Below are 20969 nucleotides of genomic sequence, written 5' to 3' on the forward strand. Positions count from 1 at the left end.
GGGCCGTGCGCGGGGAGGCCGCTCGCGGGTGTTTCACCGTATCGCCGCCGGTCACACCGGACCGGCCCCGACCTTCGTCGGGACTCCCGGCCTCGGTACCGAGCTGCCGGTGCACGGAGCGGGAGGGGACACCTCGTACTCAATGGACGCCACCGCCACCGGTGTCCGGACACTGTCCGGTACGACCGCCGACTCGTCGCGTTCACCCGGCCGCGAGGCCGGGTGAGGCCGGCGGGTCCCGGCCGGGCACCGGGACCGGTCCCGGTCACTTCGCGTCCGAGTACCGCTCCACCACCGCCGTGGTGAACGGGAAGCGCACCGGCGTGTCACCGAAGGCGGTCCGTCCGGCCAGTTCACCGGCCGCCCGAATCGCCTCCACGACGGTCTCGGCCTCCTCCTGGGGGCAGTGCACGATCACCTCGTCGTGCTGGAAGAAGACCAGTTCGGCCCGGAGTCCGGCCGCCGCGATCGACTGCCGCAGCGCCGCCAGAAGCAGCAGCGCCCAGTCGGCCGCACTGCCCTGCACCACGAAGTTACGGGTGAAGCGGCCGCGGGCACGGGCGTTGGAGGAGGCGTAGCCCGGTGTGAACGCGCCGTCCGCCGGCTCGGAGCCGTCCGGCCGATCGTCGCTCTCCTGCGGTATGCCGGCCTCCCCGTCGTCCCCGCTGCCCGCGGCGGGCGGGCTGGTCCGGCCCAGCCAGGTGCGTACGAGACGGCCCTCCTCGCCGGCCTTCGCGGCGTCGTCCACATAGGCGACCGCCCGCGGGAACCTCCGGCGCAGTGCGGCCAGGTTCTTCAGGCCGTCCCCCGACGTCTGGCCGTAGACCGCGCCGAGCAGGGCGATCTTGGCGTGGTCGCGGTCGCCGTGGAAGGCGCGGTCGGACAGGGCGGTGTACAGGTCGCCGTCGTGGCCGGCCACCTCCATCAGGCCCGGGTCGCGGGAGATGGCGGCCAGCACACGCGGCTCCATCTGGTCGGCGTCCGAGACGACCAGCCGCCAGCCCTCGTCGGCGACCACTGCCCGCCGGATCACCTTGGGGATCTGCAGCGCCCCGCCGCCGTTGGTCGTCCAGCGGCCGCTGACCGTGCCGCCGGGCTGGTACTCGGGGCGGAAGCGGCCGTCGCGGACCCAGTCCTGGAGCCAGCTCCAGCCGTGCGCCGTCCAGATCCGGTACAGCTTCTTGTACTGGACGAGGGGCCGTACCGCCGGATGGTCCAGCTCCTCCAGCTCCCAGCGGCGGGTCGAGCGCACCTTGATGCCGGCCTGCGCGAAGGCCTTCACCACGTCGGCGGGAAGGTCCGGGCGCACCCTGCGGCCGAAGGCGGCGGACACCTCGTCGGCGAGCTCGGCCAGCTTCCGGGGCTCGCCACCGCCCGCGTACCGCTCGCCGAGGAGTTCGTGCAGCACCTCACGGTGGACATCGGCCCGCCAGGGCAGGCCCGAGCGGTTCATCTCGGCGGCGACCAGCATGCCGGCGGACTCGGCGGCCGTCAGCAGACTCATACGGCCCGGCCGGTCCGTGGCGTCGTGGCGGGCGAGCTGGTCCGCATACACCTGGAGCAGGGCGTCGAACGGCAGGCCGGTCCCCGACTGCGGCTCGAACAGGGAGGACTGGGAGCCTGGTACGGCGGAGCGGGGCGGCGGGTCGGGCGGCACCGGGCCGCGCAGCAGGCGGGCGTGGGCGGCCGCGGCCGAACGGGGCTCGCCGAGCCGGCCCTCGTGCCCCAGCAGCAGGGATTCGGCGACCTCGATGTCGTAACAACGGGCGACCGGCACCCCGGCGGCCAGCAGCCGGGGGTAGACCTCGGCCGTCGAACGCCACACCCAGCGGGTGACCTCGGGCCGGGTGCGGACGGCCTCGGCCAGGTCCGGTTCGGTGACGAGCGGGGCGGTGGGCCGGCCGGCGCGGTCCAGCGGGGCGAGGCGCGCGCCACCGCTCTCCGTGACGGCCACAGCCCAGCGTTCGGTCATGGATTCGAGTGTGGCACCCGGCACTGACAGCGAGGCGGAGCGCGCGGGAGAGGGGACGCTGGAAGGATGGATCCGGGCCCGGGAGGGCGGGATTCTCAGCACAGGCCCCGGCCCGGATCCGTTCCGACGAGGAGGCAGACGACACGATGGAAGCGATCGTTTTCGAGGAGTTCGGCGGACCCGAGGTACTGCATCCGGCCCGGGTCGAGGACCCGCATCCCGGACCCGGGCAGGTGCGGGTGAAGGTCCGGGCTGCCGCCGTCAACCCGATGGACTACAAGATCCGGCGCGGCTGGATGGAGGACGTGTTCCCGACCTCGCTCCCGGCGATTCCGGGCGTCGAGTTCGCCGGGGTGGTCGACGTGACCGGTGAGGGGGTCACCGGTGTCGCGGTGGGCGACGAGGTGCTGGGCTGGAGCGCCACCGGTTCGTACGCCGAGTACGCCCTGGCCGACGCCGCTCTCGTCGCCCCCAAGCCCGCGGAGCTGAGCTGGCCGGACGCGGCCGCCCTGACCATCGCGACGAACACCGCCCAGCGCGTCCTGGACGAACTGGCCGTGGAGTCGGGGGAGACCCTGTTGCTGCACGGGGCGGCCGGAGCCGTCGGATCGGCCGCGGTCCAGCTGGCGGCGGCCCGCGGCGCGACGGTGATCGGCACGGCCTCCCCGGGTAACCACGACTACTTGCGGGTGCTCGGCGCGACGCCGGTGGAGTACGGGGACGGGCTGGTCGGCCGGGTGCGCGAACTCGCTCCCCAGGGAGTGGACGCGGTCTTCGACGCGTCGGGGCGCGGCGCGCTGCCGGACTCCATCGAGCTGCGCGGCGGCACCGAGCGGATCGTCACCATCGCCGACCCGGATGCGGCGAAATACGGCGTGGCCTTCTCCGGCGGGGGCTCCCGGTCCGGGCAGCAGCTCGCCGAGCACGCCCGCCGCGCGGCCGACGGCGAGCTGCGGGTGCCCGTCGCCGAAACGCTCCCGCTGACCGAGGCGGCCAGGGCGCAGGAGCTGAGCGAGGCGGGCCACGTGCGCGGGAAGGTCGTCCTGCTGCCGTGAGGGAGGGCGGGCGCGGCGGCCACCCGTTGTCCACAGGGTGTGGATGAATTCCGCCGCGGCTTCCCTGTCTACCCTGACCTCATGGAACCGGTGATCGACCAGGCCTTCGCGGCGGCGCTGTACTCGGACGGCGACCGTGGCCTCGACACCGGCGCGTCCCTCCTCGCCGCCGACCTCGCGGCCGACGCGGAGCTGCTGCGCCGGGGCGAGGAGTTCGTCCGGCGCGCCTGGGGCCGTGGCTGGCTGCCCGCCGATCTCGTGCGTGTCGTCCGCCGCGAACTGGACGAGCACGCGGCCGGCCTGGCCGCCGGGCTGATCGGCTCGGAGGTCCGGCGGTACGAGGTGCTGCCGCCCCGCTGGCAGGAACAGCTGGACGAGCTGCCCGCCCCGCCACAGGCGGGGCGGCCGGACCGCTTCTCGTACGCCTCCGCGCTCCTGGCGCTCTACCGGCTGCTGCTCCGGCTGCCCGCGATCGAACCCGTCGGGCCGCCGCCCGGCGCCTTGCGCGACACCCTGCACCTGCCGCCCTCGCACGACGAACCGCGCATGCTGACCCGGATCCGCGCGCTGCTGGCCAAGGCGGAGGCGACCGGCTTCCCGGAGGAGGCGGAGGCGCTCACCACCAAGGCGCAGGAGCTGATGGCCCGGCACAGCATCGACGAGGCGCTGCTGGCGGCGCGTACGCACAGCGGCAGTGTGCCCGGTGCCTGCCGGATCGGGGTGGACGCCCCGTACGAGACGGCCAAGGCGATCCTGCTCGACGCAGTCGCCTCGGCGAACCGCTGCCGGGCCGTGTGGAACAGCGACCTCGGCTTCTCGACGGTGGTCGGCTTCGAGCCGGACCTGGAGGCGGTCGAGCTGCTCCACACCTCGCTGCTGGTACAGGGCACGGCGGCGATGACCCGGGCCGAGGCGGGCCAGCGGGCCGGCGGCCGCAAGCGGACCAAGACCTTCCGGCAGTCTTTCCTGATGGCCTACGCCCAGCGTCTGGGCGGACGGCTGGCCGACGGCACCGCCCGCGCCACCGCCGAGGCCGACGCCGAGGGCGCCGCCGCAGGCGCTCCGTCCGCCGGGGCAGGTCTGCTGCCCGTGCTGGCCGCGCGGGACGTGGCGGTCACCGACGCCGCCGAGAAGATGTTCCCCGAGACCACGACCACCCGGGTCCGCGGTGCCACGGACCTGGACGGCTGGACCCACGGGACGGCTGCGGCGGACCGGGCCAGGATGGGCGGGGGCAGGCCGGAGATCTCCGGCTGACGCCCACGGCCCGTCCCGGCGGCGCGTGGACCGGTGCGCGAGCCGGAAATCCGCACCTGACAACTCGGGCATATCGGAAAATCCGGTTAGGCTCTGGGCATGAGCTGGCTCCGGGCGCTGAGGGAGACCGCGCGCTCGGGGCTGACGATCGAGAAGGCGCGCCTCGAACCGCTGATCGCCATCCGCGGCGCGGCGGGTCTCGCGCTGGTGATCGGCGTGACCCTCGCCCTGTTCGGGCCCGTCGTCGCGGCCAGCTCCGCGTTCGGCGCCTTCCAGGCGGCGATCGCCACCTTCCAGCGCAGCTGGCGCCCCCGCCCCGTGCTCGCCCTGGTCTCCGGCTTCAGCCTCGGCATGTCCACGTTCCTCGGCTACGTCACCGGCTCCCATCTTGCGCTCTTCCTGGCCCTGCTGGTGCTCTGGACCTTTCTCGCGGGGATGGCCTGGGCGGCAGGTCCGACGGGCGGCATCATCGCCGCGTCCAACGTCGCGATCATGCTGGTGACGATCACCCTGCCCACGTCCGTCGCCGAGGCGGCCCTGCACGCCCTGATGATCACGTTCGGCGGGGTGGTCCAGGCCGTGCTCATCGTGCTGTTCCCGGTCCGCAGATGGGGAGCCCAGCGCGACGCCCTGGCCGACGCGCTGGCCGGCGAGGCCGACTACGCCCGCCGGCTGCGTCACGACCCCGTCGCCCACTTCGACCCCGCGCCCCTGATGGAAGCCCGCAGGGCCGCCGCCGTCACCGCCCGCCAGGCCCGGCGGCGCCCCGCGGAACTGCACGGCTCGCGCGGCGCCGCCGAACGGATCCGACCGGTCCTCGCCTCCCTCGCGGACCCTGCGATGGGCGTGCCCTCCGAGGGCCCGGAGCGCGACCGGGTCCGTGAGCTCCTCGCCGCCGCCGGATCCCTGCTCGACGCGGCCGCGCGGGCGATCCGTCACGGCGACCCGGTGCGGCTTCCCGCGCCCGCCGTCGCCGCGCTGAAGACGCCCGACACCGGCGCGCTGCTCGCCGGCCCCCCGCTCCGCGCCGCCGACCGGCTCGCCGCCCTGCTCTCCGACGTCATCGAGGCGGCCGAGGGCGACGGCACCAAGGAGGAGCGGGCAGAGGCCGCCGAGGCCGCCGAGGCCATCGAGGCCGGACGGGGCGGCCGGATCCCCGCCGAGCACCACCAACGGCCCACCCTGGTGCGGCTGGTTCCGGTGGTGATCGGGTCGATGCGCGGCGAGCTGCACCGCGGCTCGCCGATCCTGCGGCACGCCATCAGGATCTCGGTGGTCGCCGGGGTCGGCTACCTGCTGGGCCTGGCGCTGCCGTTCGGCCACGGCTACTGGGTGCCGATGGCGGCCGTCATGGTCATGCGGCCGGAGTTCTCCCGGACGTACGAACGGTCCGTGGCGCGCTTCGGCGGCACCGTCGTGGGGGTCTTCGTCGCCAGCGTGATCGTGCAGGCGGCGCACCCCCGTGCGGGGCTCTCCGCCGTGCTCGCCGTGGCCTGCGCCCTGCTGATGTACCTGCTGATGCGGACCGGCTACGCCGTCGGCCAGGCCTGCGTCGCCGCGTACGTGGTCTTCCTGCTCGGCATGGCGGGCGACGACCTGTCGCAGACCGTGCTCGAAAGGGTTCTGCTGACCCTCCTCGGCGGTCTCATCGCCATGATCTCGTACGCCGTCTACCCGGCGTGGGAGACCCCGCGGCTGCGCGGACGGCTCGGTGACTGGCTGAAGGAGGACGGCCGTTACGCCGCCTCGGTCGTCGACCAGTACGCCGATCCGGCCTACCGCGGCCACGACGACGTCCGTCAGGCACTGCTGGCCACCCGGAACGCGCGCGTCGCCTGGCAGGAGGCGGTGGCCACGGCCCAGCACGAACCGGTGCGCCACCGCGGTCTCTCGCACGCCGCCGCAGACGGCACCCAGCACGCACTCGCCCAGCTCGGCCGGGTCGCGATGCTGATGGAGGCCCACCTCCCGGAGGGCGGAGCCACTCCCGTACCGGCGGCCGCCCCACTCGCCGAGGCGCTGCGCCGGGCCACCGAGCAGGGTGCGAAGGCGGTGCGGGAGCGGCGCGTACCGGACTGGACGGCGGTGCGGGAGGCGCTGGAGAAGTGGGACGAGGAGGAGCGGATGAGCGGGGGAGGGGCGGACCCGGTCGTACGGAACGGGGCCGACCTCCTGCTCGAAGCCCTGGAGGAGTTCTCCGGGAGCCTGGACAGCGGTTCCGGTGCGCACTCCCGCGGGTCCGACGACGACTGAGGAGTCGGAGCCCCGGCCGCCGAGGCGGTCACGGGGTCGGAAGGTCCGGCAGGCCTTCCAGCGAGTCGGCGTCCGTCTTGGCGAGAGTGTCCTTGGTGCCGCCGTCCCACGAGACGACGACGGTCTTGCCGTCGTTGGACTCGATGGCTCCCATGGTCCGGTCGGTGTTGCCGTCGGCGCACGTCAGTGCCAGCATCGGCTTGCCCATGTCCTTGGCGGTGCCCGAGCAGACATGGGAGTCGGCGACGACCACGGCCTTCCCGGATGCGACGGACAGCACCACCGCCTTGCCGTCGGTCAGCCCGGCCCAGGCTCCCTCCAGCGCCTTGAGGCCCCCGGCGGCGTCGTCCGCCCCGGAGCCGGCGTCGGCGCTGCCGCTGCCCGCGGGCGTAGGGGCGGCCGTGGAGCCGGAACTGCCGTCCGCGCCGTCCTTGCCGCTGTCGCTGCTGCACCCGGTGAGGGCGAGAGCGGTCAGCAGTCCGGTGGCCACGACAGCGCCGGTACGTACGCGTTTGTGCATGTGGAATTCCCCCTGGAAGACGAATGACCGTCCAAGCTACCAGTGAGTTGCCACCGGGACGTAAGGGTCAACTTCCGGAATCGGGAGCGGAACAGGCCTGCCGTACGTCCTTCTTCTGTGAGAGCTGTAATCGGGGGAACACCCCGCGTGCACGTGCATCTGCCCATGCATCCGCTCATGCACCAGAAATTGAACACAGCTATGATCCGAGACAGTTGACACTTGCACTTTGCAACTCGGGGAGCGTCCTGTGCACCACGTGTACAACGGCATGGCGGCCACAGAGCTTCGCGGAGTCGTCTGGCAGAAGAGCAGGCACAGCAACTCCCAGGGATCCTGCGTGGAGTTCGCGAAGCTGCCCGACGGAGATGTGGCGATGCGCAATTCACGCCACCCGGACGGGCCGGCGCTGGTCTATACGCCCGCGGAGATAGAGGCCCTGCTGCTGGGCGTGAAGGACGGCGAGTTCGACCACCTCATAGCGGAGGCCTGAGCGCGGCCTGCCGCAGCGTCATTCCCGGGGGGCGGGGCCTTTCACCCCTGTGTCACGCCGGATCGGCGGTCGGCCCGTGTCATGCCGGGTCGGACAGCCGGAAGAGAGCCCAGACGACCTTTCCGCGGGGCGCGGACCCGGCGACGGTGCTCTCCGTCGCCAGTACGGGTGAAGGGTGCCAGCCCCAGCAGTCGCTGAACGAATCCACCAGGAAGAGACCCCGGCCCGACTCCGCGGAGTCCTCCGCCTCGGACGCGACGGGGCTCGCCCGGCTGGGATCGCGCACCGCGCACACCAGTCGCGAGGTCCAGCGCATCAGATGCAGCCGGACCGGCGGATCCTGGGACTCGCGCGGGGTGTCGGCGGGCAGGGCGTGCCGCAGGGCGTTGGTGACGAGTTCGGAGACGACGAGCGCGACATCGTCGAAGCGCTCGCTCAGACCCCAACCACTCAGTGTTGCCCGGGTGAACTGCCGTGCCCCGCCGACGGCTTCGAAGCGGGCGGGCAGGGTGCAGGTCGCTGACCCGGAGACGGCTGAGGGATCGATGGGGGGAAGCCCCTGCCGTAACGGCTCGAGCATCGTCGATCCATTCGTCCCCATGCGAGGCACTCCCGGGAATCGCGGCTGTATCGGTACTGCGGGTACACGGGTACAGCGGCACAACACGAACGAGCACGCAGGTGCGCGAGGCCCATGGTTCCGAATGCGCACAGCAGATGCAAGGGCAGATGCACGTGCACGCGCCTGACCTGTCCGATACCGTGCCGGTTCTTGCTCATTTCTTCCTCTGTGGATTTTCGGGACCTCCGGGAAGTCTTCTCATTTCCGTAATCGAATGAGTACGGGCTGAAGCGTTTTGATGGCAGAATCCGGCTCTTGGGGTTCGGGGGGACCCCGATGCCCAGGAAGCGATGGGGAGGGCTGGACCAGTGGCGGCAGGCGAGTCGAGTGGATCCGTGGTGCGGCGCATCCTGCTGGGCTCGCAGCTCAGGCGGCTGCGGGACTCACGTGGCATCACCCGTGAGGTGGCCGGCTACTCCATCCGGGCTTCCGAATCGAAGATCAGCCGCATGGAGTTGGGACGGGTGAGCTTCAAGGCCAGGGACGTCGAGGACCTGCTCACGCTCTACGGAGTCACGGACGAGGCGGAGCGCGACTCCCTGCTCGGCCTTGCCCGGGAGGCCAACGTGGCGGGCTGGTGGCACAGTTACGGGGACGTGCTGCCCGGCTGGTTCCAGACGTACATCGGCCTGGAAGGCGCGGCCTCGCTCATCCGCATCTATGAAGTCCAGTTCGTGCACGGCCTGTTGCAGACCGAGGACTATGCGCACGCAGTCGTCTCGCGGGGCATGCGCGGAGCCCCCGCCGCCGAGATCGACCGCCGGGTGGCGCTGCGTCTGGCGCGCCAGAAGGCGCTCGTCTCCGAGCGGGCCCCACGCTTCCACGCGGTGCTGGACGAGGCGGCGCTGCGCCGCCCCTACGGCGGACGGGAAGTGATGCGCGCCCAATTGCGGCATCTGATCGAAATGTCGGAACAGCCGAACATCACGCTCCAGGTGATGCCGTTCAGTTTCGGCGGGCACGCGGGCGAGAGCGGCTCCTTCACGATGCTGCGATTCCCGGAATCCGATCTGTCGGACATTGTCTATTTGGAGCAGCTGACAAGTGCGCTCTATCTGGACAAGGCCGAAGAAGTCGCCCAGTACGAAAAGGCGATGACCCGGCTCCACGAGGACAGCCCGGGCCCGGAGGAGAGCCGGGATCTGCTCCGTGGTCTTCTCCAACTCTCCTGATTTGTCAGTACCATGACGTACCGACAGGAGTCTGCACCTGCAGTAAGGGATCGCATGTCCTTCTTCCACGAGCTGGCCGCCCAGTACATAGACGGTGAATGGCGCACCGGCACCGGCTCGTGGGACATCATCGATTTCAATCCTTTCAACGGGGAAAAGCTCGCCTCCATCACGATTGCCACCACGGAGGAGATCGACCTCGCCTACCGCGCCGCCGAGCGCGCGCAGCGGGAGTGGGCCGCCACAAGTCCGTACGAGCGTCGCGACGTTCTGGAGCGGGCGGTGCGGATCACCGAGCAGCTGGCCGAGGACATCGTCGAAGCGGTCATCGACGAGTTGGGCGGCACCCGCGCGAAGGCGATGTACGAACTGAGCGCGGCCCAGGACTTCCTGCGCGAGGCCGCCCACCAGGCGCTGCACCCCGAAGGCCGGATCCTGCCCTCGCCGGTCGACGGCAAGGAGAACCGCCTCTACCGGATCCCGGTCGGCGTCATCGGCGTCATCAGCCCCTTCAACTTCCCCTTCCTGGTGACGATGAAGTCCGTCGCCCCGGCCCTGGCGCTCGGCAACGCGGTCGTCGTCAAGCCCAACCAGAACGCCCCGGTGACCGGCGGCGGCCTCATCGCCCGGATCTTCGAGGAGGCCGGGCTTCCCGCCGGGCTGCTCAACGTCGTCGTCACCGACATAGCCGAGGTGGGCGACGCGTTCATCGAGCACCCCGTCCCCAAGGTCATCTCCTTCGCCGGGACGGACCGGGTGGGCCGCCACGTCGCAGCGACGGCGGGCGCGCTCTTCAAGCGCACCATTCTCGAACTCAGTGGCAACAGCGCCTTGGTGGTGCTCGACGACGCGGACATCGACTACGCGGTCGACTCCGCGGTCTTCAGCCGCTTCGTCTATCAGGGCCAGGTCTGTATGGCGGCGAACCGGATCCTGGTGGACCGCGCCGTCGCCCCCGAGTTCACCGAGAAGTTCGTCGCCCGGGTGGCCGCGCTCAGGGCCGGCGACCCGCGCGACCCGGAGACGCAGATCGGCCCGGTCATCAACACCTTCCAGGCCGACGCGTTGACCGCCCTGGTCGACCAGGCGCTCGCGGAGGGGGCCACGGCGCTGGTCCGGGGCCGCACCCGCGGCAACCTCGTCGAGCCCACCGTGCTCACCGGGCTCCCGGACGAATCCCCGCTGCTCTCCCAGGAGATCTTCGGCCCGGTGGCGCTGCTCATCGAGTTCGACGGCGAGGAGGAGGCCGTGCGGATCGCCGACGACAGCCCCTACGGGCTCAGCGGCGCCGTGCACACCGCCGACGCCGAACGCGGGGTGCGCTTCGCCCAGCGGATCGACAGCGGCATGTTCCACGTCAACGACGCCACCGTGCAGGACGATCCGCTGGTCGCCTTCGGCGGCGAGAAGAACTCCGGGACCGGCCGGCTGAACGGCCGGGCGACGGTGGAGGCCTTCACCACCCAGAAGTGGATATCGATCCAGCACGGCCGGAGCCCGTTCCCGCTCTGAGCCCGCACCCTGACGGCCGGAGCCCTTTCACGCTCTGCCCCCGCACCCTGATGGCCGAAGCCCTTTCATGCTCCGGTCCCCGCACCGCTACTCTCGTCAAAGTTGAGTAGAGAGGTGGGTGGGATGTCAGCGATCCGGTTGCTGGTCCTCTGCGCGGTGCGACAGCACGGCCGGGCGCACGGCTATCAGATCCGCAACGACCTGGAGTACTGGGGCGCACACGAGTGGTCCAACGCCAAGCCGGGGTCGATCTACCACGCACTGAAGCAGATGGCGAAGCAGGGCGTCCTGCTCGCCCACGAGGTCGCCCCGAGCACGGTGGGCGGCCCGCCCCGTACCGAGTACGAGATCACCGAGCAGGGCAACGAGGAGTACTTCGCACTGCTCCGCGCGGCGCTGACCTCGTACGACCAGAAGCTGGACGTGCTGTCGGCCGGGCTGGGCGGGATCGTCGACCTGGAGCGGGCCGAGGCGGTGGCCCTGCTGAAGGAGCGGGTGGCGGGCCTTGCCCGGTGGCGGACCTCGGTCACCGAGTACTACACGCCCGAGGCGGGGCCCGAGTCCATCGGACACATCGGCGAGATCATGAACATGTGGGTGCACTCGGCGGACTCCGGCGCGCAGTGGACGCTGGGCCTGATCGAGCGCATCGAGGGCGGGGCGTACACCTTCGCGGGTGAGGGCGATCCGTTCGTCGGCGTGCTGGCCGAGGGCGAGGAGAACCCGTACGCGACGGGGGCGCCCGACCCGGAGGACCTCCACTAATCAAGTTTGACGAATGCGTGGCGGCCCGTTATTTTTCTGGTGCTAGTCAAGTTTGACTAATTGGGGGTGTGGCGATGCCGAACGACGCGATCGTCGTCGATGGAGTGCACAAGCGATACGGCGCGAAGCGCGCGCTGGACGGCCTCGACCTCACGGTCGCCCGCTCCACCGTGCACGCGGTGCTCGGGCCCAACGGGGCGGGGAAGACCACGGCCGTCCGCATTCTCTCGACGCTGCTGCGGTACGACGAGGGCCGTGTCCAGGTGGCGGGGCACGACGTGCGGCAGCGGCCGGGCGAGGTCCGGCGCCGGATCGGGCTGCTCGGCCAGCACGCGGCGGTGGACGAGCAACTCGGCGGGAGGCAGAACCTGGAGATGTTCGGGCGGCTGTACCACCTGGGCGCCCGGCGGGCGGGGGCGCGGGCGGACGAACTGCTGGACCGCTTCGGCCTCACGGACACCGGCCGCAAGGCCGTCGCGGAGTACAGCGGCGGCATGCGGCGGCGGCTCGATCTGGCCGCGTCGCTGATCACGGATCCCGAGGTGCTCTTCCTCGACGAGCCGACGACCGGTCTCGACCCGCGCGGCCGGGCCGAGGTGTGGGCGGCGGTGCGGGGCCTGGTGGGCGACGGCACGACCGTCCTGCTGACCACCCAGTACCTGGAAGAGGCCGACCAGCTCGCGGACCGGATTTCGCTGATCGACGGCGGGCGGGTCGCCGCCGAGGGCACGGCCGACGAACTGAAGGCGCGGGTGGGCGGCGACCGGATCGATGTCGTCGTCCGCGACGGAGCGCAGCTGGACCGCGCGGCCGCACTGCTGGCGGGCGGGGCGGTGACGGACCCGCACCGGCGACTGATCGGCGCGCCGGCGCGGGACCGGATGGCGACGCTCTCGCGGACCGTACGGGTCCTGGAGGAGGCGGGTATCGAGGCGGAGGACATCGCGTTGCGCCGGCCGACGCTGGACGAGGTGTTCCTGTCCCTGACGGGGAGCAGGCAGGACGACGTGGAGGTGGCGGTATGAGTACGGCGGGCTGGGCGGTGTCCGATTCCTGGACCATGACGAGGCGCGAACTGGCGCACTGGGCTCGGCAGCCGGTGCAGGTCGTCGTGGGGCTGGTCTTCCCCGTGATGCTCCTGCTGATGTTCAACTACCTGGTCGACGGCGGCCGGGCGGTCGACGGTGACACCACCGAGTACCTGGTGCCCGGCATGCTCGCGCTCACCATGGCGTTCGGCCTGGAGTCGACCATGCTCGCGGTCACCCAGGACCTCAACAAGGGGGTGGTCGACCGGTTCCGCTCGATGCCGATGGTCTCCGGCGCGGTGCTGGTCGGGCGGGCTGTCGCGGACATGCTCCAGTCGGTGGCCGCTCTCGCCGTCATGACCGGCGTCGGGTACGCGGTCGGCTGGCGCCCGCACCACGGGCTGCTCGCGGCGCTGGGGGCCCTCGGGCTGCTCCTGCTGTTGCGGTTCGCGATGCTGTGGCTCGGCATCCTGCTGGCGCTGGTGGCGGGCCGGCCGGAGATGGTGCAGGCGGTGCAGATCCTGGTCTGGCCGGTCGGCTTCCTCTCCAACGTCTTCGCGGTGCCGGAGTCGATGCCGGGGTGGCTGGGCGCGGTCGTCGAATGGAACCCGATGTCGGCGACGGCCACGGCGGTGCGCGACCTGTTCGGGAACCCGGGCGGCGGTGGCGGGTCCTGGGCCGCCGACCATGCCGAACTGCTGGCGCTCGCGTGGCCGGTGGCGCTGCTGGCGGTCTTCTTCCCGCTGGCAGTACGGCGGTTCGCGCGGCTGGGTCGCTGAACGGCGCGCCGCACCGCTCCGCCCCCGCCGGCGTTCGCAGGCGGGGGCGGAGCGCCTCGCCCGGTCCGGGGCGGCGCTCAGTGGTGGAACGACGTCGCCGGGCCGTGCTCGGCGCTCAACGGGCGCGCCTGGCTGCGCAGCTCCGGCAGCAGCAACCGAAGGTCCTCCAGCAGCAGTTCCGCCAGGTCCGACGAGAAGCCGTTGCGGCACACGATCCGGAGCACGGAGAGGTCCTCCCGGTTGGCCGGGAAGGTGTACGCGGGCACCAGCCAGCCGTGCTCACGCAGCCGGCGCGATACGTCGAAGACGTCGTACGCCGTCACCTCAGGCTTGGTCGTCACCGCGAAGACGGGCAGTTGGTCTCCGCGGGTGAGCAGTTGGAAGTCGCCGAGCTCCTCGAACTTCTTGGCCAGTCCCATCGCCACGTCACGGGACGCCTGCTGCACGGCGCGGTAGCCCTCCCGGCCCAGCCGCAGGAAGGTGTAGTACTGCGCCACGACCTGGGCGCCCGGCCGGGAGAAGTTCAGCGCGAAGGTCGGCATGTCCCCGCCGAGATAGTTGACCCGGAAGACGAGCTCCTCGGGCAGTTCGGCGGGTGAGCGCCACAGTGCCCAGCCGACGCCCGGGTAGACCAGGCCGTACTTGTGCCCGGAGGTGTTGATCGAGGACACCCGGGGGAGGCGGAAGTCCCACACCAGGTCCTCGTCCAGGAACGGCGCCACCATCGCACCCGACGCCCCGTCGACGTGGACGGGGATGTCGAGGCCGGTGCGCTCCTGAAGGGCGTCGAGGGCCGCGCAGAGCTCGGCGATGGGTTCGTAGCTGCCGTCGAAGGTGGAACCGAGGATGCCGACGACGCCGATGGTGTTCTCGTCGCAGAGGTCGGCGGCAGCCTGCGGGTCGAGGTGGTAGCGGTCGCCCTCCATCGGGACGAGGCGCGGCTCGACCTCCCAGAACGTGCAGAACTTGTCCCAGCAGACCTGCACGTTGACGCCCATGACCAGGTTGGGCCGGGCGGTCGAGGGGTAGCGGTCGGCGTTCTTGGCCGCCCAGCGGCGTTTGAGCGCCATGGCGGCCAGCATGCAGGCCTCGCTGGACCCGGTCGTCGAACAGCCCACGGCCGTGGCGGGGTCGGGGGCGTTCCAGAGGTCGGCGAGCATGGCCACGCAGCGCCGTTCCAGTTCGGCGGTGCGCGGGTACTCGTCCTTGTCGATCATGTTCTTGTCGCGGCACTCGCTCATCAGCACACCGGCCTGGGGTTCCATCCAGGTGGTGACGAAGGTGGCGAGGTTGAGCCGTGAGTTGCCGTCGAGCATCAGCTCGTCATGGACCAGGCCGTAGGCGGTGGCGGGCGGCAGCGGTCCGTCCGGCAGCTTGTGCCGGGGTGGTGCGGACTCCATCCCGGCGGTCGGGTCGGCCTCCCCGAAGAACGGGTTGAGTGCGAGCCGGCGCCGCGGGTCGGACGGTTCGGTGCTGTGTGCGGGGCCCTTGTGGAGCGGCATCGCAGACCTGCCCTTCTCAGCTGTCGCCGGCATGACGGGATGAATCCGGCGATACGGACAATGTCAGACGATACGGATAGCGGGGGTGTCCGGCGCGTCGGGCGCGCGCCCGACGCCTCAGCGCAGCGGCGTACCGTCCGCGTGCAGTTGCATCTGGGGCCGCCCGGTCACCAGCAGCCAGGCCGGCAGCGTGGCGACGCACAGCAGGGGGAGCAGCGCCGTGTCGGAGGCCAGGACCGCCGCCGTGAACAGGCTCAGCCAGCCCTGCCGCGTGACGGCCAGCAGCATGCCGAGCGCCGCGCACGTCACGGCGAGGGCGACCGGCACGCCGTCGACCAGGGCGTGGGCGCACAAACCGAGCGCGACGCCGCAGAAGACCGCGGGGAAGATCCGGCCGCCCCGGAAGCCGCAGGTCGCCGCGATCAGCAGGGCGGCGGTCTTCACCACCGCCATGACCGCGAACTCGCCGGCCGACCAGCCGCCCGGATCGGCGGCCAGCACCTTCACCTCCGCCAGCCCCTTGAACAGGGTGAGGTGTCCGCCGAGGGCCCCGAGGAGGCCGAGCAGCAGCCCGCCCGCGGTCATGGCCAGGACGGGGTGCCGCAGCGCGCGGAAGGCGCGGTGCGCGTACGGGAAGGCGTACACCGCCGCAAGGCCGAGTACCGCCCCGGCGGTGGCGATCACGCAGGCGGAGAGCAGGTCGCCCCAGTCGGAGTGGGTGTAGTCCGGCAGCGCCAGGTCGAAGCTGGGGTGGGCGGTCAGCGTCATGGTGAGGGCGCCCGCGGCCCCGGCGGCGAGCGGCCCGAAGAGCCGGTCCCAGAGGGCTCCCGGCCCGGGGCGCGAGGCGAGCGTCTCGGAGAGGACCAGTGCGGCGGCGACCGGGGTCCCGAAGAGCGCGCCGACGGTGCCCGCGGCGGCGAGCGCGAGCCACACCTCACCCGGGGCGCCCGGCGCGAACCGGCGGCCGGCCCAGCAGGCCAGGGCGATGTTGGCGGCGGTGATCGGATTCTCGGGGCCGAGGCTGACCCCGCCCGCCAGGGACAGGACCGTCACCGCGAGCAGACCCGGCACCACCCCGGGCGCCAGCGGCGTGTCGACCAGGCCCGTGGTCGCCGGGTCCGGGCCCGCCCGGCCCGGTACCGCGCGGATGGTCAGGCCGGTCACCAGGCCCGTCGCGGTCAGCATCACGATCATCCACAGCGAGGAGTAGCGGCCGATCGAGAGCGCGTCGGGCAGTGTCTCCCACAGGACGTCCTGCACCTGATCCGCGAGGAGGCTGACGCCGAGCAGGACGAGGGCCGCGACCACGCCGACGGCCAGTGCGGGGACGATGAGCAGCAGCAGCCGGCGCGCGGGGACCGGTTCGCCGGAGGCGGCCGAAGCGGCGGCGGAATCTGAGGCCATCGGCTCACCATAGCGATGCAAAAGGCCTATAAACCCTCGAATCGGACAGAGTCTGCGGTGTTTCGGACTTGCACCTCACGTCACGTCAGGGCCCAGGCTCGGACCCGCACCCACCACACGAAAGGAGCGGGGAGTCATGGAGCACTCGGTGGGACAGGTCGCCGGATACGCCGGAGTCACGGTGCGCACCCTGCACCACTACGACGGCATCGGACTGCTCTCGCCGGGCGGGCGCAGCCACGCGGGCCACCGGCGTTACAGCGACGCCGACCTCGACCGGCTGCAGCAGATCCTGTTCTACCGGGAGCTCGGCTTCCCGCTCGACGAGATCGCGGCGCTGCTCGACGACCCCGGCGCGGACCCGCAGGAACACCTGCGGCGCCAGCACGCACTGCTGTCGCACCGGATCGCCGAACTGCAGCGGATGGCCACAGCCGTCGAGACAGCAATGGAGGCACGGAAGATGGGCATCAACCTCACGCCCGAGGAGAAGTTCGAGGTCTTCGGCGACAAGGACCCGGAGCATTACGCGGAGGAGGCCGAGCGCCGCTGGGGCGGCAGTGACACCTACGCCGAGTCGCAGCGCCGGGCCGCCCGCTACACCAAGGAGGACTGGCAGCGGATGAAGGCCGAGGTCGCCTCCTGGGGTGAGCGCTACGACGCGCTCATGGAGGCCGGCGAGCCGGCCGCCGGTGAGCGGGCCATGGACCTCGCCGAGGAGCACCGGCTCCACATCACGACCTGGTTCTACGAGTGCACCACCGAGATCCACCGGAGCCTCGGCGAGATGTACGTCGCCGATCCGCAGTTCAAGGCGTTCTACGAGTCGATGCGACCGGGACTGGCCGAGCACCTGCGCGACGCGATCAACGCCAACGCGGAGCGCCAGGGGTAGCCGGGTGGGTCTGACGGGGGTGGGGCGCGGCGCCCCACCCCCGTCACGCCGCTCAGACCCTGCTGATCACCGCGGCGGTACCGTACGCGCAGACCTCCGTGCCCACGTCCGCCGCCTCGCTCACATCGAAGCGCATCATCAGCACCGCGTTGGCGCCGCGCGCCCTCGCCTGCTCGACCAGCCGTTCCATGGCCTGGTTGCGGGTCTCGACGAGCGTCTTGGTCAGCCCCTTCAGCTCGCCGCCGATCATGGACTTCAGTCCGGCACCGATCTGGCTGCCGAGGTGACGCGACCTGACCGTCAGGCCGAAGACCTCGCCGATGACCTGCGTCACCTGGTGTCCGGGTACGTCATTGGTGGTGACGACGAGCACATCGGACTGTGTCGTCTGACCGCCGCCGTAATCCTCAATGCCCATGGTGTGGCACCTCCTGGGATCGAGTTTTGCCCCGGTTCATCCTGTGTGCATCTCCACGGGGGCCAGTGGAACCGGGAGGGGGGCTGCGGCGTTGATAGCTTTGGGCGGCCACGCAGCCGCCATCGACCACATCCTGGAGCCCGGACCCTTGAATACGCTTGCGCTCGGACCGAGCTGGCTGGACCCGGACCACCTCATCGGGCAGTTCGGGCTGATCGGTGTGCTGGTCATCGTCTTCGCCGAGTCCGGGCTGCTGATCGGGTTCTTCCTGCCCGGCGACTCGCTCCTGTTCACCACGGGTCTCCTGGTGACGACGGACAAGCTGGACACCCCGCTGTGGCTGGTCTGCGTCCTGGTCGCGCTGGCGGCGATCATCGGCGACCAGGTGGGCTACCTCTTCGGGCGCAAGGTCGGGCCATCGCTCTTCAACCGCCCGGACTCCCGCCTCTTCAAGCAGGAGAACGTCGAGAAGGCCCACGAGTTCTTCGAGAAGTACGGGCCGAAGTCGCTGATCCTGGCCCGCTTCGTGCCCATCGTGCGGACGTTCACGCCGATCATCGCCGGCGTCAGCCGGATGAACTACCGCTCGTTCATCACGTTCAACATCATCGGCGGCGTCCTGTGGGGCGTCGGTGTGACGCTCCTCGGGGCGGGGCTGGGCCGGATCGAGTTCGTGCACAAGAACATCGAGGCGATGCTGGTCCTGATCGTGCTGATCTCGGTCGTGCCGATCGGCATCGAGTTCCTGCGCGCCCGCAGCAAGTCGAAGAAGGAAGCCGCCTCGGGCGAGGACGAGGCCCGGGACCCGGCCACCGGCTCGGCCGCGAACCGCCGCGGCGGCCGCCACGCCAAGCGCTGACCCGGGTCGCCGGCGCGGCCCGGCGGGGCGGCCGCCCCGCCGGGCGCCGACACCGTCGCCGACCCGTCCGGCCTCCGTCAGAAGCCGCGCGTCCGCTTGGCCGCGCGGCGGTTCGCTCCGCCGACCGCGCCCGGCACCCGCATGAACAGCCGGGAGATCTCGCTTCCCAGGTTCACCCCGATCGCGATGGCCAGCGCCGTCGCCACCGCGGTCGACAGGGATGCGAGCCCGCGGTCCAGCTCGTTCTGTGCGACACCCAGCAGACCGAAGTACGTGGCCGAGCCCGGCAGCAGCGGGCCGATCGCAGCCGTGATGAACGGCAGCGACGAGGTGTAGCGGTAGCGCGAGAACAACTGCCCGAACAGTCCGACGAGCCCGGCCGCGGTGGCGGTGGCCGCCACCGCGGAGAGGCCGCCCGTCCGGGCCATCGCCCCGTAGATGATCCAGGCCACTCCGCCGTTGAGCGTCACCGCCAGCACCGTGGCCCGCTCCTGCTGGAGCAGGATCGCGAAGGCCAGGGTCAGCACCATCGACGCCAGGATCTGCACCACCGGCCGGTCATGGGTGATGAACCGCGCCTCCGGGTCCAGCTCGGCGCCCAGCTGAAGCCCCCCGTAGAGAGCCAGCAGCACCCCGGTGACGATGGCGATGAAGAAGTACATGACCTCCAGCAGGCGCGCCGCCGCGGTGATGTAGTAGCCGGTCAGGCCGTCCTGCACGCCCGCGACCAGCGCCCGCCCCGGCAGCAGCGCGAACAGTCCACCCGTGATCACCGCCGACGGCCGTACGTCCGACCAGTGGGTGAGGGTCAGCGCCACGCCCATCGCGGCGGGCGGCATCGCCGCCACGACGAACTGGTAGAACTCCGGCAGCCCCCGCCCGGCACACAGCCAGGCCAGCCGGTCACCGAGCATCGCGCCGAGCGCGGCGATCAGGAAGACCACCGGCCCACCGCCGACCAGCACCGATGCCGCGCCCGCCAGCCCGCCGGCGGCCATGGTGAGCACCCATCCGGGGTACGGATGCCGGTTCCGCCGGATCTCCGCGAGGCGCCGGTAGGCCTCCTCCAGGGAGATCTCGCCCTCCACGGTGGTGATGTCGTCGATGAGCCGGAAGACCGCGGCCAGTCGCGTGTAGTCGGTGCCCCGGCGGCGTACGGTACGGCTCGCCGTCACGGGATCGTCGACCAGCGACGGCTGGTGCGAGATCGACAGCAGTGTGAAGGTGACGGTCGGTTCGCAGCGGTCGAGCCCGTAGCTGCGGGTCACCGCGAACATCGCCGCCTCGACGTCCTCGGCCCCCTCGCCGCCGGCCAGCAGCAGCTCCCCGATACGCAGGGTCAGGTCGAGTACGCGCGGCACCGCCGGGCCCGCGTCGTCGTGCCGCTGCACCGGTTCCGGCGCCGGACGGTCGGCGACGGGCATCCTCAGCATCGTGCGCATCCGGTCCTGCCAAGGGGCTTCCTTGGTCAGCCGGATCATCGGGATGCCGTGCGCGGGCGTGAAGGCGGGCGGAGAGTTCCGGGCGTCGTAGGTGCGCGGTGGGGCGAAGGCCGATCCGATCGTGTCCGAACCGGAAGCGGAACCCGGGCCCGACCCGGAAGCCGGCCCCTGCGGCTCGGGTGTCAGACCGGACGGCAGGGAGAACTCCGATGTCGGATGGTCCTCGTCCGACGGGGATGCGGACCTTCCGACCCCGGCGGGCTGGGAGAAGGCGCTGCGCGCCTCGTCGGACTGGGGCTTCTGGTCATCGGGACCGCCCGGTTCCGCCACCACTCGACCTCGCTCTTCCTCGGCTGCGCGTCCTCGGCTGCCCTCCTGCCCAGTATGGCCATGCCCATGGGCGGTCATGCGAACGGGCGGCACACCCGTGAAGGTGTACCGCCCGAGAGCTGTTCAGAATCGCAAGCGGAACGTCAGTGCGCGCCGCCCTGCGCCTCAAGGCGCTTGTACGAGTTCTCGATCTCGGCCTCGGCCTCGACCCGGCCGACCCAGTCGGCACCCTCGACGGACTTGCCGGGCTCCAGGTCCTTGTAGACCTCGAAGAAGTGCTGGATCTCCAGGCGGTCGAACTCCGACACGTGGTGGATGTCGCGCAGGTGCTCCACCCGGGGGTCGGAGGCCGGCACGCACAGCAACTTGTCGTCGCCGCCGGCCTCGTCGGTCATCCGGAACATGCCGATCGCGCGGCACTTGATGAGGCAGCCGGGGAACGTCGGCTCCTCCAGGATGACCAGCGCGTCCAGCGGGTCGCCGTCCTCGCCGAGGGTGTTCTCGACGAAGCCGTAGTCGGCCGGGTAGCTGGTCGAGGTGAAGAGTCGACGGTCCAGGCGGATCCGACCGGTCTCGTGGTCCACCTCGTACTTGTTCCGCGAACCCTTCGGGATCTCGATAACGACGTCGAACTCCACGGGTGGCTCCTCCATGATCAACACATACGACTGATGGTTAAGTGTCCCCCACG

20 protein-coding genes are annotated in these 20969 nt (G+C 71.4%); 12 read left to right on the forward strand and 8 right to left on the reverse strand.

Translation table 11 applies throughout. The annotated features are described in order from the left end of the window. Window positions 1-28 precede the first annotated feature (28 nt). A complete protein-coding gene (locus tag OG538_RS20290) occupies window positions 29-226 on the forward strand; it encodes a hypothetical protein (protein ID WP_406095561.1) in 198 nt (65 codons plus the stop codon). Window positions 227-265: 39 nt separating this feature from the next. Here OG538_RS20290 and OG538_RS20295 read toward each other — a convergent pair whose 3' ends face one another. After that, window positions 266-1972, reverse strand: a complete 1707-nt coding sequence (locus OG538_RS20295) for a bifunctional 3'-5' exonuclease/DNA polymerase (protein ID WP_406095562.1) — start codon at window positions 1970-1972, stop codon at window positions 266-268. Between the two features lie 146 nt (window positions 1973-2118). Here OG538_RS20295 and OG538_RS20300 point away from each other — a divergent pair, with 146 nt between their 5' ends. The 3 genes from OG538_RS20300 (at window position 2119) to OG538_RS20310 (ending at window position 6537) form a co-directional block, all read left to right on the forward strand. Further along, window positions 2119-3027 (forward strand): NADP-dependent oxidoreductase, encoded by a 909-nt coding sequence (locus OG538_RS20300; RefSeq protein WP_406095564.1) that lies wholly within the window; start codon window positions 2119-2121, stop codon window positions 3025-3027. Between the two features lie 81 nt (window positions 3028-3108). Next, complete coding sequence (locus OG538_RS20305) at window positions 3109-4284, forward strand: DUF2786 domain-containing protein (RefSeq protein WP_406095565.1); 1176 nt, start codon at window positions 3109-3111, stop codon at window positions 4282-4284. Between the two features lie 99 nt (window positions 4285-4383). Then, window positions 4384-6537 (forward strand): FUSC family protein, encoded by a 2154-nt coding sequence (locus tag OG538_RS20310; RefSeq protein ID WP_406095566.1) that lies wholly within the window; start codon window positions 4384-4386, stop codon window positions 6535-6537. Between the two features lie 28 nt (window positions 6538-6565). On the opposite strand, the gene OG538_RS20315 is transcribed toward OG538_RS20310, so the two are convergent. Further along, window positions 6566-7057: a hypothetical protein gene (locus OG538_RS20315; protein WP_406095568.1), complete on the reverse strand. Its 492-nt coding sequence runs from the start codon at window positions 7055-7057 to the stop codon at window positions 6566-6568. Window positions 7058-7307: 250 nt separating this feature from the next. On the opposite strand from OG538_RS20315, the gene OG538_RS20320 reads away from it, so the two are divergent. Then, a complete protein-coding gene (locus tag OG538_RS20320; protein ID WP_250969074.1) occupies window positions 7308-7550 on the forward strand; it encodes a DUF397 domain-containing protein in 243 nt (80 codons plus the stop codon). Window positions 7551-7629: 79 nt separating this feature from the next. Here OG538_RS20320 and OG538_RS20325 read toward each other — a convergent pair whose 3' ends face one another. After that, a complete protein-coding gene (locus tag OG538_RS20325) occupies window positions 7630-8151 on the reverse strand; it encodes an ATP-binding protein (protein WP_406095570.1) in 522 nt (173 codons plus the stop codon). A 311-nt stretch (window positions 8152-8462) separates the two neighbouring features. Between OG538_RS20325 and OG538_RS20330 the strand changes: the two genes are divergently transcribed. The 5 genes from OG538_RS20330 (at window position 8463) to OG538_RS20350 (ending at window position 13428) form a co-directional block, all read left to right on the forward strand. Continuing rightward, a complete protein-coding gene (locus OG538_RS20330; protein ID WP_406095572.1) occupies window positions 8463-9344 on the forward strand; it encodes a helix-turn-helix domain-containing protein in 882 nt (293 codons plus the stop codon). 54 nt (window positions 9345-9398) lie between these two features. After that, a complete protein-coding gene (locus tag OG538_RS20335) occupies window positions 9399-10856 on the forward strand; it encodes an aldehyde dehydrogenase family protein (protein ID WP_406095574.1) in 1458 nt (485 codons plus the stop codon). Window positions 10857-10979: 123 nt separating this feature from the next. Then, on the forward strand, window positions 10980-11621 hold the full coding sequence (locus OG538_RS20340) for a PadR family transcriptional regulator (protein WP_406095576.1): 642 nt from the start codon (window positions 10980-10982) through the stop codon (window positions 11619-11621). Window positions 11622-11695: 74 nt separating this feature from the next. After that, a complete protein-coding gene (locus tag OG538_RS20345; RefSeq protein ID WP_406095578.1) occupies window positions 11696-12646 on the forward strand; it encodes an ATP-binding cassette domain-containing protein in 951 nt (316 codons plus the stop codon). Beyond that, complete coding sequence (locus tag OG538_RS20350) at window positions 12643-13428, forward strand: ABC transporter permease (RefSeq protein WP_406095580.1); 786 nt, start codon at window positions 12643-12645, stop codon at window positions 13426-13428. Before OG538_RS20345 ends, OG538_RS20350 begins: the two co-directional genes overlap by 4 nt. Before the next feature lie 77 nt (window positions 13429-13505). Here OG538_RS20350 and OG538_RS20355 read toward each other — a convergent pair whose 3' ends face one another. Then, entirely contained in the window at window positions 13506-14930 is a 1425-nt protein-coding gene (locus OG538_RS20355) for a glutamate decarboxylase (RefSeq protein ID WP_406100224.1), read from the reverse strand. A 117-nt stretch (window positions 14931-15047) separates the two neighbouring features. Further along, window positions 15048-16334, reverse strand: coding sequence for an ion channel protein (locus tag OG538_RS20360; protein ID WP_406095582.1), 1287 nt, complete (start codon window positions 16332-16334; stop codon window positions 15048-15050). A gap of 136 nt (window positions 16335-16470) precedes the next feature. Here OG538_RS20360 and OG538_RS20365 point away from each other — a divergent pair, with 136 nt between their 5' ends. Next, window positions 16471-17229 carry a MerR family transcriptional regulator gene (locus tag OG538_RS20365; protein ID WP_406095584.1) on the forward strand — a complete coding sequence of 253 codons (759 nt, stop codon included), beginning with the start codon at window positions 16471-16473 and terminating at the stop codon, window positions 17227-17229. A gap of 52 nt (window positions 17230-17281) precedes the next feature. Here the strand turns inward: OG538_RS20365 and OG538_RS20370 are convergent, their stop codons facing one another. Further along, a complete protein-coding gene (locus tag OG538_RS20370; RefSeq protein WP_406095586.1) occupies window positions 17282-17647 on the reverse strand; it encodes a YbjQ family protein in 366 nt (121 codons plus the stop codon). Between the two features lie 148 nt (window positions 17648-17795). Here OG538_RS20370 and OG538_RS20375 point away from each other — a divergent pair, with 148 nt between their 5' ends. Continuing rightward, entirely contained in the window at window positions 17796-18506 is a 711-nt protein-coding gene (locus OG538_RS20375) for a DedA family protein (protein ID WP_406095587.1), read from the forward strand. A gap of 77 nt (window positions 18507-18583) precedes the next feature. Here OG538_RS20375 and OG538_RS20380 read toward each other — a convergent pair whose 3' ends face one another. Together OG538_RS20380 and OG538_RS20385 are read right to left on the reverse strand one after the other, a co-directional pair. Further along, window positions 18584-20281 (reverse strand): threonine/serine exporter ThrE family protein, encoded by a 1698-nt coding sequence (locus tag OG538_RS20380; protein ID WP_406095589.1) that lies wholly within the window; start codon window positions 20279-20281, stop codon window positions 18584-18586. Between the two features lie 140 nt (window positions 20282-20421). After that, window positions 20422-20916 carry an inorganic diphosphatase gene (locus OG538_RS20385; RefSeq protein ID WP_123525235.1) on the reverse strand — a complete coding sequence of 165 codons (495 nt, stop codon included), beginning with the start codon at window positions 20914-20916 and terminating at the stop codon, window positions 20422-20424. Window positions 20917-20969 lie beyond the last annotated feature (53 nt).

The sequence above is a fragment of the Streptomyces sp. NBC_01013 genome (assembly GCF_045162765.1).
Taxonomy (GTDB): domain Bacteria; phylum Actinomycetota; class Actinomycetes; order Streptomycetales; family Streptomycetaceae; genus Streptomyces.

Excerpts from the sequence above, each read along its gene's own strand:
- OG538_RS20360 (WP_406095582.1), bottom strand. The coding sequence starts at position 16,334 with ATGGCCTCAGATTCCGCCGCCGCTTCGGCCGCCTCCGGCGAACCGGTC.
- OG538_RS20345 (WP_406095578.1), top strand. The coding sequence starts at position 11,696 with ATGCCGAACGACGCGATCGTCGTCGATGGAGTGCACAAGCGATACGGC.
- OG538_RS20305 (WP_406095565.1), top strand. The coding sequence starts at position 3,109 with ATGGAACCGGTGATCGACCAGGCCTTCGCGGCGGCGCTGTACTCGGAC.
- OG538_RS20335 (WP_406095574.1), top strand. The coding sequence starts at position 9,399 with ATGTCCTTCTTCCACGAGCTGGCCGCCCAGTACATAGACGGTGAATGG.
- OG538_RS20365 (WP_406095584.1), top strand. The coding sequence starts at position 16,471 with ATGGAGCACTCGGTGGGACAGGTCGCCGGATACGCCGGAGTCACGGTG.
- OG538_RS20310 (WP_406095566.1), top strand. The coding sequence starts at position 4,384 with ATGAGCTGGCTCCGGGCGCTGAGGGAGACCGCGCGCTCGGGGCTGACG.
- OG538_RS20300 (WP_406095564.1), top strand. The coding sequence starts at position 2,119 with ATGGAAGCGATCGTTTTCGAGGAGTTCGGCGGACCCGAGGTACTGCAT.
- OG538_RS20355 (WP_406100224.1), bottom strand. The coding sequence starts at position 14,930 with ATGCCGCTCCACAAGGGCCCCGCACACAGCACCGAACCGTCCGACCCG.
- OG538_RS20315 (WP_406095568.1), bottom strand. The coding sequence starts at position 7,057 with ATGCACAAACGCGTACGTACCGGCGCTGTCGTGGCCACCGGACTGCTG.
- OG538_RS20325 (WP_406095570.1), bottom strand. The coding sequence starts at position 8,151 with ATGGGGACGAATGGATCGACGATGCTCGAGCCGTTACGGCAGGGGCTT.
- OG538_RS20295 (WP_406095562.1), bottom strand. The coding sequence starts at position 1,972 with ATGACCGAACGCTGGGCTGTGGCCGTCACGGAGAGCGGTGGCGCGCGC.
- OG538_RS20350 (WP_406095580.1), top strand. The coding sequence starts at position 12,643 with ATGAGTACGGCGGGCTGGGCGGTGTCCGATTCCTGGACCATGACGAGG.
- OG538_RS20370 (WP_406095586.1), bottom strand. The coding sequence starts at position 17,647 with ATGGGCATTGAGGATTACGGCGGCGGTCAGACGACACAGTCCGATGTG.
- OG538_RS20340 (WP_406095576.1), top strand. The coding sequence starts at position 10,980 with ATGTCAGCGATCCGGTTGCTGGTCCTCTGCGCGGTGCGACAGCACGGC.
- OG538_RS20330 (WP_406095572.1), top strand. The coding sequence starts at position 8,463 with ATGGGGAGGGCTGGACCAGTGGCGGCAGGCGAGTCGAGTGGATCCGTG.